The organism is Achromobacter sp. 1011811831 (assembly GCF_059760905.1).
Window position 1 is genome coordinate 29525 of sequence record NZ_JCBANG010000008.1, and the last position, 13504, is coordinate 43028.

A 13504-nucleotide genomic window follows, 5' to 3' on the forward strand; every position below is an offset into this window, starting at 1 on the left:
GGTTTACCTGGACGCGGCCACGCAGTCGGCAATGAGGAAACCATGCGCACAGCGCCTGCGGGTATTGGGGAAGAATCGTCGAGCGCGCGCCGGCGGCAGTCGCAGGGCGCGGTGGACCGGATGCTGGACGTGGTGCCCTGGTACAACGGCCTGCCGGCGCCGGAGCGCGCCGAGATCCGCGCCGGCCTGCGGCTGGTGTCGCTGCGCAAGGGCGAGTACCTGTTCCGCATGGGCGCGCGTTCGCCCGGCTGGTACGGCGTGGTCGACGGGCTGGTGAAATGGTCCTCGCCGGGCATCGACGGCAAGACCCTGTCGCTGGCGGGCTTCAGCACCGGCAGCTGGTTCGGCGAGGCCACCATGCTGCGCGCCGCGCCTTTCGACTACGAAGTGATCGCCTTGCGGCCGAGCCGCGTGGTGATCCTGCCGCGCGATATCTGCGAACGGCTGTGGAACCACAACATTGCCTTCACCCAGGCGCTCATGATGCACCTGGCGCAGCGGGTGGATTGGCTGATGGCCAGCTACAGCGGCAATGTGCTGTTGGACGTGGACACCATGGTGGCGCGCGCGGTGGCCGCGCAGCTGGCGGCGGAATCGCATTCGGGCACCAACGGACGCCTGAAGATATCGCAGGAGGAAATCGCCAGCCTGTGCGGCGTCTCGCGTCAGCGCTGCAACGCCGCGCTGACGCGGCTGGCGCGCGAGGGCGTGTTGCAGACGCGCTATGGCGGGCTGACCATCCTGGACAGCGAGGCCCTGCATGAGCACGCCAAGCTCAAGAGCGACGCCGCGCCCGAGCGCGAGGCCGACGCCTGAGCGGTCGCTTCCAGCCTTCGCGGCGGGCCTATCGGTCTGTCGCCGGTTGCGCGTCGCGCCCCTGGCCGTCCGGCGCGGCGGCGTTCCAGGCGGGCGGCGCGGGCAGCAGTGGCGGCTGGTCATCGCGCCAGATGTGCCAGGCCGACGTCATCGTCATGCCGCCCACGCTGATCGTCATGCTTTCCAGGGCCTCGACGGTCGCGCCATCGCGGGTCGAGATCACGAAGCGCATGGCGCGCTGCTTTTCCGCGTCGCGGATGCGGGCCCATTGCGCGTCCGTCAGCGATTTCGCCCGTTCGCCCAGGGTCGCGACCATGGCGTCGATCGTGGCGCGCTGCGATTGGCGGAAGGCGTCCTGGTCATAGGCCAGGCGCGCGCTGAAGGTGGCGCGCCGGCTGGCCGGATCGTAGGCGTCCAGCCGCCATGTCGTGGCGGTGGCGATGCGAAAGCCGCGGATGTCCTCGCTGCCCGGCACGGTCCATTCCTCGCCGACGGCGAAGGCCGAGGCCTGCGAGGACTGCGCCAGCGCGAGCGTCGCGCTTTCGGGTACCAGCACGCCGACGATGGCCAGCGGGTTGGCCTTGATCGTTGCCAGGGCGCGCCGGGCGGCGCTGTCCGGCGGCGCGACGGCTCCGCCCGGTCCGGTCGCGGCCAGGGCCCGTTCCAGCGTGGCGATGATCGCGTCCGCGCCGGGCACGGCCGTGGGCGTGCCGGTCGGATCGGTGTCGATCTCCAGCTGGCGCAGGCCATAGGCGGCCAGCGTGTCGCCGTACAGGGCATTGAGCGGATAGGCGCCGGCGCCGCCCGAGGCCGCGGCGGGCAGGTCGGCGGACAGGTCCCAGCGCATCCGCAGCCCGGCCTCATCGCGCGTCAGCACGGCCGCCGACAGCAGGAAGTCCCCGCGCATGAGCACCGGCGCGGTGGCCGGCGCGCCCGGCCAGGACGACATGTCCGTCTCGGTTGTCTTCTGGACGCGGTAGCGGTATTGCGCGCCGGCCTGGACGTCGTAGCCGGGTATGGCGACGCGCTCGGACGCCACGACCGGGACGGTCCACGGCGCCGCCGCCATCAGGCACAGCAGCCGCGCGCCCAGGCCGGACGGCAAGCCACGGGGCAGGAGGAAGCGCGCCATGGCGTCAGGCCGCGCGCCGCGCGTTCGCGGCGCTCCTGCCCAGCGCGACGATCGCCAGCGCCAGCGGAATGAACGAGACCCACAGCACGGTGGTCCAGTCGTAGGCGGCCAGCAGGCCGCCCGACGCGAACGAGCCGACCGCCATGATGCCGAAGATGATGAAGTCGTTCAGAGACTGCACCTTGGTCCTTTCCTCGGGACGGTGGCATTCCAGCACCAGGGCCGAGGCGCCCACGAAGCCGAAGTTCCAGCCCACGCCCAGCAGCACCAGGGTGATCCAGAAATGCGCCACGTCCAGGCCCATCAGGCCGATCGCCGCCGAGATCCCGGTCAGCGCCAGGCCGACGCTGACCATGCGGCCGGCGCCGAAGCGCATGATCAGCCGGCCCGTGAAGAAGCTCGGGGCGTACATGGCGATCACGTGCCATTGCAGGCCCAGGTTCGCGTCTTCCTGGGAGTGGCCGCAAAGATGCATCGCCAGCGGGGCGGCCGTCATCAGGAAGTTCATCAGCAGGTAGGAGACGGCGCCGCAGACCACCGCGGTGACGAAGCGTGGCTGGCGCGCGATGACCGCCAGCGGCCGGCCGCCGGCCGCCTCGGCCGGGCCGGGCATGGGCAGGCGCACGCCCAGCAGCACCAGCGCCGACGCCGCCGCGACTGCCGCCTGCACGATGAAGGTGGCGGCGAACATGTGGGCGGGCCACAGGTACATGGTGTGCGTGACCAGCTGCGGCCCGACCACGCCGGCCAGCACGCCGCCGCCCATGACGAAGGACAGGGCGCGGGCGCGCCGCGCGGGCGACACGCCGTCGGCGGCGGCGAAGCGGAACGACAGCACCACGGCCGCGTAGGCGCCGCCGAAGAAGGTTCCCAGGCAGAACAGCCAGAACGATCCCAGGACCACGGCGAGGGCGGCCAGCAGGCCGACCAGCACGCCGCAGCCGGTGCCGGCCAGGAAGGCGGCGCGGCGGCCGTGGCGCCGGGCGATGGCGCCCGCCGGCAGGATGCAGGCGGCCATGCCGACCACGAAGATGGACAGGGGCAGGGTGGCCAGTGCCTTGTCCGGCGCCAGCATGTTGCCCACGATGGAGCCGGTGGCGTAGACCACGACGGCATTGGCGCCGGCCAGCGCCTGGGCGATGGTCAGGCGGGCGATATTGCCGCGCTGCTCGCGCGGGGAAAGCTCGGCGGCGGGCGCCGTGGTTGCACTGATAGACAAGATGCCCCTCGTTGAGTCGGTCCGGCGCGCCGGGCGGCGCGTCGGAGGATCGCGGGCTGCCCTCGGGCGCCGCGCTTGTCCTGGGAATGTAGCCTGTTTGCGCCCGGCCGCCCGCGGCGGCCTAAGACCAAAGTCCGATGCGCGGCCCGCCGCCGCCTGTTACCTGTATGGCATGCGGATTTGCCCTCCCGTCGCGGGCGCGGAGGGGTTGCACGCGTGTACGACGGGAGGCTGGCGCCGTGTCCGGATTATTGACCCGCTGGTTGGCAATTGCTAAATTTTTCCGCGCATCCCCAGCCCGGCAGCCGCCGTGGCCATCGCCGTTGCCTTTCCCTTATTTTCCCGAACGGGGTCGCGTCCGGGATCCTCACAGGCTCGCGCCGCCCTCGTTCATGGATCCAACTTCCGAAACCCTGGCAGCAGCGTTCCCCGACGGCTCGCGCGTCCGGGCGGTGCAGGTAGCCGTGCTGCGCCGCAGCTTCCCCTTCGCCCTGTCGGGCTCGGTCATCGCCGCCTGTTTCAGCGCCTATGCCCTGTACGGCGTCGTGCCCGACCGCGAGCTGGCGCCGTGGATCGGGGCCATGCTGCTGGTCGCCGCCCTGCGCTGGGCGGCCATGCTGGCCTACGACCGCAGTCAGGCGCGGCCGGACGCGGCCGAACGCTGGCTGCGCCGGATGTTCCTGGGCAATCTCGCCTCGGGCATGCTGTGGGGGCTGCCGGTCGCCTACTGGAGCTTCTTCCTGCCGGTCGAGTACCAGCTGTTCAGCATCGTGATCCTGATCGGGCTGGGCACGGGGGCGATCTATTCGAACTACATCGTCCTGCCGGTCGTCTACGCCTTCGAGATCCCGGCGCTCGCGCCGCCCTTCATCGCGCTGGCGGCGCAGCCTTCGCCGCTGCACATCGCGATGGTGGCGAGCGGAGTCGCCTATGTGGCCTCCACGCTGGCGTTCACGCACCGCATGCACCGCACCCACCTGGACGCGCTGCGGCTGGGCTACGAGAACCTGGCGCTGCTGGAGCAGGTGCGGCGCGAGAAGGAGGCGGCCGAGCGCAGCAACCTGGAAAAATCGCGCTTCCTGGCCGCCGCCAGCCATGACCTGCGCCAGCCCGTGCACGCGGTCAGCCTGTTCCTGGGCCTGCTGACCAACGAGAAACTCACCGCGCACGGCCGCTACCTGGTGGACAACATCGCCAGCGCGACGGCGGCGATGGGGCATCTGTTCGATGCCTTGCTCAATATCTCCAGGCTGGACGCCGGCGTGATCGAGCCCCGGCGCAAGTGGTTCCCGCTCAATCCGCTGCTGGAGCAGTTGCGGGCCGAGTATGCGCCGCAGGCGGTGCAGAAAGGGCTGTCGCTGCGGGTCAGGCCCAGCCAGGCGGTGGTGAATTCGGATCCGGTGCTGCTGGAGCGCATCCTGCGCAATCTCATCAGCAATGCCATCGCGCATACCCGGCGCGGCGGCGTGCTGGTCGGTTGCAGGCGCTGCCGGGGCGGCGTGCGCATCAATGTCTGTGACACAGGGCCCGGGATACCGCCGTCCGAACAGGAACGCGTATTCTGGGAGTTCCATCAGCTGAACAACCCGGAGCGCGATCGCAGCAAGGGACTGGGACTGGGACTGGCCATCGTGCGGCGCACCGCCGCGCTGCTGGACCATCCGCTGGTCCTGGTATCGCAGGAAGGGCGCGGCACCCTGTTCTCGCTGGGCCTGGAGACGCGCTCCGCCGAGGAGGCGCTGGCCGCGACGCCGCCGACGCCCGAGCCCGCGCCGCCGGCGCCCGCCGCCGGCGACGCGATCCCGGACCACGGGCGCGGACGGATGGTGCTGGTGGTCGACGACGATGCGCAGAACCTGGCCGGCCTGACCTTGCTGCTGGAAAGCTGGGGCTACCGCGTCGTCGGCGCCGCCAGCGGCGACGCCCTGTTTTCCAAGGTGGTGCACGAGCCCGAGCGGCCTGCCCTGATCATCAGCGATTACCGCCTGCGCGAGCACGAGACCGGCATACACGTGATCGAGCGGCTGCGCGAGGAATACAGCGATCCTCCGATTCCCGCGCTGCTGGTCAGCGGCGACACCGATCCGGGCCGCCTGATCGAGGCGGCCGACAGAAACATCCCCCTGCTGCACAAGCCGGTGGAGGTCGAGGCCTTGCGCGCGCATGTGACCGCGCTGCTGCATCGGCCGAGCTTGACAGATTCCGAGGATTCCTCTCCATGACCGCAGTACTCCTGATCGACGACCACGCCATGTTCCGCGAAGCCCTGCTGCTGAGCCTCACGCAGGCGCTGCCCGGCATCACGGTCCATCCGGCTTCCAACGGCGCGGAGGCGCTCGCGGTCTTGCGGGCGCAGCCGCAGATCGGCAGCGTGATCATGGACTACTACCTGCCCGACCTGGGCGGCAGCGCGCTGCTCAAGCGCCTGAAGCAGTTGCGTCCGGGCATCCGTGTCCTGGTGCTGAGCGCGTCCGAGGATCCCGACGACCGCGAGAGGGTCATGGCGGCGGGGGCGCAGGGCTTCCTGCACAAGTCGGCCGACTGCCGCGCGCTGCTGGATGCGCTGGAGCAGATCGGCCAGCCGCCACGCGCCGACCTGGCCCCGGCGGCGCCGCCGCGCAAGCCGCCCGCGCCGATGCCGGCGCCGGTGGACGACATGGCCTTGCTCAGCGCCTTGACGCCGCGCCAGGGCGAGGTGCTGCGGCTGATGTGCGATGGCCTGCGCAATCGCGAGATCTCCGAACGCCTCAGCATGACCGAGAAGACCGTGAAGACCCACGTCACCGCCATCCTGGCGACGCTGGGCGTGGTCAACCGAACCCAGGCTACGCTGGTCGCGCGGCGTGGCGGATTGTTGGGCAAGCCCAGGTGAGCCCCGGGGCCGGGCGGATGCGTCGGCGAAACTAGAAATCCCGGGCCATTTCGACCGCCTGCGCCTTGGCCCGCTCGATGGCTTGCGGCGCGCCGGCGTCCCAGGTGTGTTCGGCCATGACGCGCCGGACCTCGCCCACGCCGATGAACTTCAGCCAGAACTCCAGATAGGCGGCCTGGTGCTCGAAGCCGGGGCTGCCGGCGCCCGCGCCGGGATCATGGCTTTGGCCGCGCGCGCAGATGAGCAAGGCCCGCGGAATGCTCAGCAGGGGTCCATAGGACTGGCCGTCGAACGTGAACAGCATGTTGCGCTGGCTCGCCAGGTCGATCAGCTGCTTGAGCTTGTACGGAAAGCCGAAGTTCCACATCGGCACGCCCAGCACGATCCGGTCAGCCTGCTGGAAACGCCGCGCCAGCGACTCGATCCGCGTCCAGGCCGACGCCTCGACCGCATCCAGCGGCGTTCCGGACACGCGCTTGTACTTCGCGCCGATGGTACGGCTGTCGAATTCGGGCAGGTCCTCTTCCCAGACGTTGAGCGTATCGATATCGAGCGTAGCGTGCGTCTGGGCGCAGGCTTCCAGGAATGCATGGGCGATCGCGATGGAGGCGGACTGCGGGCCGCGGGGGGAAGAGACGATATGCAATAGACGCATGGCGTTGGGTCTGGATCGGACGGTGTGCCGTTGGAACGCTGGACGTGCGCTTCGACGGGATGTTTATCGATTGCAATTGCAATCATTTGGCGCAGTGTATCCCGCTGCCACGTTGCATGGCAACAGATCGGATCGGCGTGGTGGTCAGCCGCCGCGCTCTGCGGCCAGCGCAAGGGCCGCCAGCGATTTCAGCATGACGGCGGTGACGCCCCAGATGTCCTGCTGCTGCCCGGCCCAGTACCAGGCGCCCGAGCGCTCGCCGTCGGCATACTGCCGGGGCAGCGCCGGATCCAGCAGCGCGCTGAACGGGAATTCGAAGATCTCCGCCACCTCGGCGGGCGCCGCTTCCCAGGCGGCCGTGTCGGGCACGATGCCGATCACCGGGAAGATGGCGTGATTGCGCTTGCGGGTCCGGTGCAAGGGCAGGCAGCCCAGCAGCCGGACCGCATCGGGGGCCAGGCGGATTTCCTCGAAGGCTTCGCGCAGCGCGGTCTCGCCCACGCTGCCGTCGGATGCCATCGGGCGTCCGCCGGGGAAGCTGACATGGGATGAATATTCGCTCAGGTCCGACGAACGCTTGGTGAGCAGGATGGTCGGTTCGCGCCGCGCCACGATCGCCACCAGCACGGCGGAGAGTTTCCACTGCCCGTCCAGGTCCGTCAGGTGCAGTTGGGCGGCGGGCCAGTCCGTCGAGGCCGGGATGCGCAGGTCCGCCACGCCGCGCGCGATGGCTTGCAGGACGGGCAGGGATCGGTCGCCGCCGGGCGGCATTGCCGTGATCGCATGGCTGGCATTCCAGGCTTTGTCGTCGCGTTCCACGCTGTCCTCCCGTGTTGAGGCCGGGCCCGCGGATCCGCCCCGGCGCCGGCTTGGGCCGGGAGCGCCGAGGACCGCGCAGGGCTGCGCTTGAGTATAGGTCCGCGCGCGGGTTCGCCGTGGCTCGAATACAGGCGGGGAAAGCGGGGCGTCGGCGTCGCGGCGCTGCTGCGCCGCGTGTTTCCCGACCTGCGCCCGGGGCCGTGAACGCGCCGCTTATGCCGGGGTCGGCCGGTTCTGCTCGCGCCACCGCTCGCTCTCGGGCGTGCCGGGCACGGGCGGGCGCTGGTCCTGGATGGTCCACAGGCTGAACGGCGTCTCGTCGATGTGGATTTCCCAGCGCAGTCCGCGCTCGGCGATATAGGGCGCCAGCAGCCTGCCCACGGCGCCCAGGAAGCGCCGTTTTATCTCGTCCTCGTGTATCTGCCGGGCGATATGGTCGACCGCGATGCGCACGAAATCGTCGGCGCGTTGTCCGCCGATGAAGAAGGACGCCTTGGGCACGGGCTGGAACACCAGGCCGACATAGAACTTCGGCAGGTCGGTGTAGAGGGCGGTGACGCGCTCGGCGATGGCCTGCTTGTCGTCGTCGGAGAAGGCGTTTTCGGGGTGGTAGATCTTCCAGAGCGGCATGGGGATGCTCCTGTGGGTGGGGGATGGGGGCGTCAGGCCGAGGCCACGCCGTAGCGCGCGGCGGGCTCGCCGCTATGTGTCAGCGCCTTGACCAGCGCGCCGCGCGCCGCTTCCAGGCTGCTCCAGCCGGCCGGATCGGACAGGGTGGGAAAGCAGACCCGCTCGCCCTGGTCGAGCGCGCGCAGCGCCGTGGCGACCAGCGTGTCTGCCTCCATGAACAGGTGTTCGGGAAAGGGCGCGGGCTTGCCGCCGAAGAACTCGGAGCGGACCATGCCGGGCATCACCGCCTGTACGGTGACGCCGGCCGGTTCCAGCTCGGCCTGCAGCGCGCGACTGAAATTCAGCACATAGGCCTTGGAGGCGCTGTAGCCGGACGCGCCGGGCACCGGCATCAGGGCCAGGATCGAACCGATATTGACGATGACGCCGCGCTGGCGGCGAGCGAAGGCGCGGGCGGCGGCCAGGGACAGCCGGGTCAGCGCCAGCACGTTCACCTTGACCATCCGGTCGACCGCATCCGCGTCGGCCGTCGCGCCCGGCCCCAGCGCGCCCAGGCCGGCGCAGTTCACCAGCATGGCGATGTCTTCCCAGGTCGACAGCGCCTCTTCCAGCCGCAGCAGGTCGTGCGGGTTGGCGAGATCGGCGGGCCAGACCTCGACCTTGCATCCATGGGCCGCGCGCAGCTGCTGCGCCAGCGCGTCGAGGCGGTCCTGGCGGCGAGCGCTCAGGATCAGGTCGTGGCCGCGCGCCGCCAGTTGGCGGGCGTAGGCGGCGCCGATGCCGGACGAGGCGCCGGTCACCAGCGCGGTGCCTGCTTCGATGTTCATGGGGATCTCCTTTGAATCGTGGTGGCGGGATGTCCGTATAATTATTGACTTCAATCATTGAAGTTGTAAAGCGGCAGCCTGCCGCCAGGCACTTGAGCGATTCCAGCGCGATTGCGATACTGGCGGCGATTGCCATACGACATGAAGGGAAAACGATGCGCGCCAAGAGTTTTGAAGGCATGGCCTGCTCCATCGCCACGGTGCTGGACGCCGTGGGCGACCGCTGGGCCATGCTGGTCCTGCGGGATCTGGTATTGGGCCTGCGGCGCTACGACGATCTGCGCCGGTCCACCGGCATCACCAACGCGACGCTGGCCGACCGTTTGAAGCAGCTGGAGCAGAATGGCCTGATCGAGCGCTCGCTGTACCAGAGCGCGCCGGAGCGCTACGAATACCTGCCCACGGCCAAGGGCCTGGACGTGGCGCTGGTGCTGCAGGCGCTGGCCCAGGTCGGCGACAAATGGCGGGCGCAGGAGTCCGACGAGCCGCCGCTGTGCTTCGTCAGCGCGCAGACCGGCGGGCGCGTGCGGCTGGGATTGCTGGACGAGGGCAGCGGCGCGCCGGTGCGGCACCAGGATCTGAGGGTGGAGGCCGGCCCCGGCGCGGATGACCTGATGCGCTGGCGCCTGGCCAGGCGGATGGAATAGACCGCGCCGGCCTGATCAGTCCGCGCCGGCCGGGACGCGGCCGCGCATGGCGGGCGCGGCCATGGCGCGCCAGGCGAATGCCAGCGAGGCCAGGAACAGCAGCGCGCCGACGCCCATGTCCGTGGCCGCGCCATAGCGGTTGACCAGCTGGCCGCCCAGGGCGGAGCCGATCGCGATCGAACCCTGCACGCAGGTCACGAACAGGGCCGCGCCGCCTTCCAGCTCGTCGCCCGCCAGCCGCATGATCCACAGTTGCAGGCATAGCGGCAGGGCGCCGAACGCCGCGCCCCAGACCAGCAGGCAGAACAGCGCCACGGCGGAGGACGAGCCTGCCGCGCAGAGCAGCGCCAGCGCCGAGGCGGCGGCCGCCAGCACCACGGCCAGCGTGCCGCGCAGCGAACGGTCGGCGCCCATGCCGCCCAGCAGGCTGCCGATGACGCCGGCGCCGCCATACACCAGCAGGGCCAGGGTAATGAAATAGCCGCTCGCCGCCGTCACGTCGGACAGATAGGGTTCGACATAGGTGTAGGTCGCGAACTGCGTGCCCTTGGCCAGCACGGTGATGAGCAGCGCCTGCATGATCGCCGGCCGCGCCGCCAGGCGGAGCAGCTGGCGTGCGCTGATGCGCGTCGCCTGCGTCACGGTGGGCAGGCTGACATACTGGACCGCATAGGCCAGCGCAGAGACGACGCTGGCGGCCGCGAACGCATTGCGCCAGCCCAGTTCCTGGCCGATCAGCGTGCCCAGCGGCACGCCGAGCACGATGCCGACTGAGATGCCGGCGTAGACCACCGACGTGGCGCGGGCTTCCGATCCGGCCGGCGCGAGCCGGTTGGCCGTGCTGGCGCCCAGGCTCCAGAAGCCGCCCACCGCGATGCCAAGCAGCACGCGCGCGGCCAGCATGGCCGGCAGGCCCGTGGCCGTCATGGACAGCAGGTTCGACAGGGTCAGCAGCAGGCTGAGCGCCAGCAGCACCTGCCGGCGGTCGCGTTGCCCCGCCAGGATGGTCAGGGCTGGCGCCGATATCGCCGCCAGCAGGCCGGACGCCGCCACCAGCAGGCCCGCCGTGCCGACGGAGATGTCCAGGTCGGCGGCCATCGCGTTGAGCAGGCCCACGGGCAGGAACTCCGCGCTGACCAGGCTGAAGCTGCTGACGGCGATGGAAAACACCGCCGGCCAGGGTTTCCTGGCGCGGACGGCGGGCTGGGCGTTGTCGTTCATGGAGATTCCGTATCGGGTGGGCGGCGCACAGGCACCGTTCGCCCACTCTATCGGCCACGCCCATGCGGAAAAAGCGCCGCCCGTGGAAGGATCATCCACGTCCATGGATAGTGCGCGCGGGAGGCGGAGCGCGCAGCGAGCGCGCTTCTCAGCCGAACCGGCTGGCGAGCCAGTCGAGGAAGACGCGCAGCCGCGCGCTGGGATGCCGGTTGGGCGGATAGACCGCATGGAACGCGGCGGCGGGACGCGTCCAGTCGGGCAGGATCTCCACCAGTTCGCCCGCGTCCAGGCTGCGCTGCACGAAGGGGCGCAGGTGCTGCCCGATGCCCAGGCCGGCCAGCAGCAAGCGCGTCAGCCCATCGCCGTTGTTGACCGAGAACGCGCAGTCGCCGGCTTCATGGCGTTCGCCGTCGCGTTCGAACAGCAGCGGCTGCAGCTTGCCGGTGGCCGCCGAGAAATGGCCGATCAGCGCATGTCCCCGCGCCAGATCGGCGGGCGATCCGGGGATGCCCTTGCGGTTCAGGTAGGCGGGCGACGCGCAGGTCACATAGCCGAACTCGGCGATGCGCCGCGCCACCAGGCCCAGGTCGCGCAGCTCGCCCGCGCGGATGGCGCAGTCCACGCCTTCGCCCACGATGTTGACGGGCCGGTCGTCGATGCCGATGGCCAGCGTCACGTCGGGGTACTGCTGATGGAAGTCAGGCAGCGCCGGTATCAGCAGGCAATTGGCGAAGGAGGTCGGCGCGTCGATGCGCACATGGCCGCGCGGCTTGAGCTTGCGGCCTCGCACCGCGCCGTCGGCCGCGTCCAGCTCGGCCACCAGGCGCGTGGCGGACTGGTAATACTCCTGGCCTTCCGCCGTGACGGAAAGCCGTCGCGTGGTCCGGTGCATCAGCTGCACGCCCAGATGCGCTTCCAGGTCGGCGATCAGCTTGCTGACCGTCGAGCGCGGCACGCCAAGCTGGTCCGCGGCATGGCCGAAGGTGCCGGTTTCCACCACGCGCAGGAAGGCGCGCATTGCGAGGAGCTGGTTCATCGCGATCGCCGCGCCGCTTGCCGTCGGCGCCTATTGCGCCGACCAGGACCCGGGCTGGTCCACCGGGCGGGGCAGGTAGCCTTCCAGCGTGTCGGTGATCCAGCCGGGATCGATGTAGTTCCAGCTGGATTCGATCACCCAGGCCAGGCATTCCTCGGGGCCGCCGTTGAGATACGGCGGCGGCGAGACCGGTTTGAACACCGTGGGCAGCTTTTCCTCTAGCGACAGGTCATTGAGCACGAAGCCCAGTTCCTGCACCACGCGCCATGCCAGCGGATGGGCGATGTCGATGGTGAGCTTGACCCACCAGTAGGCGTCGGGGGTGACTTCGGAGGACAGCACGCGCACGCCGGGCACGCGGTCCAGATACGCCGTCAGGCGCGGCAGGTTGGCATGCAGGGGGCGAGGATCGATCGTGTCGATCGGCGGCGTGACGTTCTCGAGCTTGCGGACCAGGTGCGCGTGGAGCGTGCGCTTGGCGTCCTGGGCCTCGCGTTCCAGCGCCTTGTGCAGCTTGCCGGGCAGGGTCAGTTCCATCGGTGTCCATCCTGAAGTCATCCGGCGGTGATAGTACACGGGCTCGCCCGGCCGGCGCGGCAGGCCGGGCGAGGTCGCGTTCAGGCGTCCGGCCGGTTGATCTGGTCCTCGGCGATGATCTCCGCGACCAGCGTGCGGCCCGGCCCTTGCAGGAAGTACTCGGGTTCGCCGGGCTCGCGCAGTTTCAGGTAGGCGTTCTCGCCGATCTGCATGGTGTGGCCGGCGTCCATCTCGGCGCCGCTCTGGAGCAGATAGGCCATGATGTTGTTGAAGATGTTCGAGTAGAACTCGCCCTGGTGATGGCCCTCGGCCAGCGCGGCGAAGTCGGGCAGGCCGAAACGGTCGGCGCCGTAGGTCCGCATCCACACGCCTGCGGTGCCTTCCACGTCGTATTTCACGAAGCCGCAATACAGCATGGTCAGCGGCAGCGAGCGCAGCAGCTCCAGGCTCTCGTCGCCGAGCGAGGCGCGCGTGAACACGCCGGCCGGCAGTGAAGTGTGGGCATGCTCGTTCATGACGGCGACGCCGCCGGTCTCGGCCAGCGCGCCCGCCACCGCGGCCACGGCCACGTATTGCTCCAGCGGATCCTCGTCGTGGCCGGTGTAGTACAGCAGCACGTGGCTGGCGTGCGCGCGCACCTCGGCCTTGACCTCGGCGGGGTAGTGCGCCGGCGCCACGCAGACCTCGACCGTGGCCTCGGGCAGCGGCGCGTTGAAGCCGACCATGCGGACCACGTGCTCGCCCCAGCCCGCCAGGCCCAGCCAATGGTCGCCGCCTGTATCGAGTTCGGCGCGCGCGTCGGCCATGGACGGGTGATAGGCCTGCAGGGCGCGCGTGAGCGCCTCGGCCTGGTTCGGTAGCGGGCCGGCGAAGGCGACCTGCAGGCTCATGCCGTCTTTCTGGTCGGGGTTGGACACCAGTGCGGGCGGATTGCCAGCGGAGGGAGAGTCGCTGTCGTCTTTGCGGCCGAAGAATCGCGAAAGGATGCTCATGGTCTCGTGCGTGAGTGTAAGGAAAGCGCCCGGCGCGTACGTCCGGGCGCATGGGCACGCGCAAGCATACGGGAATCACGCGCATCCCGCGTTACCGATTG

General features: G+C 70.0%; 14 protein-coding genes. 4 read left to right on the plus strand and 10 right to left on the minus strand.

Features of this window, described 5'->3' with window-relative positions:
• Window positions 1–42: 42 nt before the first annotated feature.
• The gene (locus tag AC6LJ9_RS05115; RefSeq protein WP_498146682.1) at window positions 43–816 is read left to right on the plus strand and encodes a Crp/Fnr family transcriptional regulator; all 774 of its coding nucleotides are present in this window, start codon (window positions 43–45) and stop codon (window positions 814–816) included.
• 28 nt (window positions 817–844) lie between these two features.
• Here AC6LJ9_RS05115 and AC6LJ9_RS05120 read toward each other — a convergent pair whose 3' ends face one another.
• Entirely contained in the window at window positions 845–1948 is a 1104-nt protein-coding gene (locus AC6LJ9_RS05120; RefSeq protein WP_498146683.1) for a hypothetical protein, read from the minus strand.
• A 4-nt stretch (window positions 1949–1952) separates the two neighbouring features.
• Entirely contained in the window at window positions 1953–3167 is a 1215-nt protein-coding gene (locus tag AC6LJ9_RS05125) for an MFS transporter (protein ID WP_498146684.1), read from the minus strand.
• Window positions 3168–3559: 392 nt separating this feature from the next.
• Here AC6LJ9_RS05125 and AC6LJ9_RS05130 point away from each other — a divergent pair, with 392 nt between their 5' ends.
• Both AC6LJ9_RS05130 and AC6LJ9_RS05135 read left to right on the plus strand, forming a co-directional pair.
• Window positions 3560–5389, plus strand: a complete 1830-nt coding sequence (locus AC6LJ9_RS05130) for an ATP-binding response regulator (RefSeq protein WP_498146685.1) — start codon at window positions 3560–3562, stop codon at window positions 5387–5389.
• On the plus strand, window positions 5386–6039 hold the full coding sequence (locus tag AC6LJ9_RS05135) for a response regulator transcription factor (RefSeq protein ID WP_212317231.1): 654 nt from the start codon (window positions 5386–5388) through the stop codon (window positions 6037–6039). The genes AC6LJ9_RS05130 and AC6LJ9_RS05135 overlap by 4 nt, the downstream gene beginning before the upstream one ends.
• Before the next feature lie 31 nt (window positions 6040–6070).
• Here AC6LJ9_RS05135 and AC6LJ9_RS05140 read toward each other — a convergent pair whose 3' ends face one another.
• The 4 genes from AC6LJ9_RS05140 to AC6LJ9_RS05155 all read right to left on the minus strand — a co-directional run bounded on the left by AC6LJ9_RS05140 (window position 6071) and on the right by AC6LJ9_RS05155 (window position 8970).
• A complete protein-coding gene (locus AC6LJ9_RS05140) occupies window positions 6071–6694 on the minus strand; it encodes an FMN-dependent NADH-azoreductase (protein WP_498146686.1) in 624 nt (207 codons plus the stop codon).
• A 144-nt stretch (window positions 6695–6838) separates the two neighbouring features.
• The gene (locus AC6LJ9_RS05145; RefSeq protein WP_498146687.1) at window positions 6839–7513 is read right to left on the minus strand and encodes an NUDIX hydrolase; all 675 of its coding nucleotides are present in this window, start codon (window positions 7511–7513) and stop codon (window positions 6839–6841) included.
• A gap of 213 nt (window positions 7514–7726) precedes the next feature.
• Window positions 7727–8143 carry a tautomerase family protein gene (locus AC6LJ9_RS05150; protein ID WP_498146688.1) on the minus strand — a complete coding sequence of 139 codons (417 nt, stop codon included), beginning with the start codon at window positions 8141–8143 and terminating at the stop codon, window positions 7727–7729.
• A 32-nt stretch (window positions 8144–8175) separates the two neighbouring features.
• Window positions 8176–8970, minus strand: coding sequence for an SDR family NAD(P)-dependent oxidoreductase (locus AC6LJ9_RS05155; protein ID WP_498146689.1), 795 nt, complete (start codon window positions 8968–8970; stop codon window positions 8176–8178).
• 155 nt (window positions 8971–9125) lie between these two features.
• Between AC6LJ9_RS05155 and AC6LJ9_RS05160 the strand changes: the two genes are divergently transcribed.
• A complete protein-coding gene (locus AC6LJ9_RS05160; RefSeq protein ID WP_498146690.1) occupies window positions 9126–9617 on the plus strand; it encodes a winged helix-turn-helix transcriptional regulator in 492 nt (163 codons plus the stop codon).
• A gap of 15 nt (window positions 9618–9632) precedes the next feature.
• Here the strand turns inward: AC6LJ9_RS05160 and AC6LJ9_RS05165 are convergent, their stop codons facing one another.
• From AC6LJ9_RS05165 to AC6LJ9_RS05180, 4 genes are all read right to left on the minus strand, one after another.
• The gene (locus AC6LJ9_RS05165) at window positions 9633–10838 is read right to left on the minus strand and encodes an MFS transporter (protein ID WP_498146691.1); all 1206 of its coding nucleotides are present in this window, start codon (window positions 10836–10838) and stop codon (window positions 9633–9635) included.
• A 148-nt stretch (window positions 10839–10986) separates the two neighbouring features.
• Window positions 10987–11874: a LysR family transcriptional regulator gene (locus AC6LJ9_RS05170; protein WP_498146692.1), complete on the minus strand. Its 888-nt coding sequence runs from the start codon at window positions 11872–11874 to the stop codon at window positions 10987–10989.
• 30 nt (window positions 11875–11904) lie between these two features.
• The gene (locus AC6LJ9_RS05175) at window positions 11905–12411 is read right to left on the minus strand and encodes a hypothetical protein (protein WP_498146693.1); all 507 of its coding nucleotides are present in this window, start codon (window positions 12409–12411) and stop codon (window positions 11905–11907) included.
• A gap of 80 nt (window positions 12412–12491) precedes the next feature.
• Window positions 12492–13403 (minus strand): DUF4261 domain-containing protein, encoded by a 912-nt coding sequence (locus AC6LJ9_RS05180; protein WP_498146694.1) that lies wholly within the window; start codon window positions 13401–13403, stop codon window positions 12492–12494.
• Between the last annotated feature and the right edge of the window lie 101 nt (window positions 13404–13504).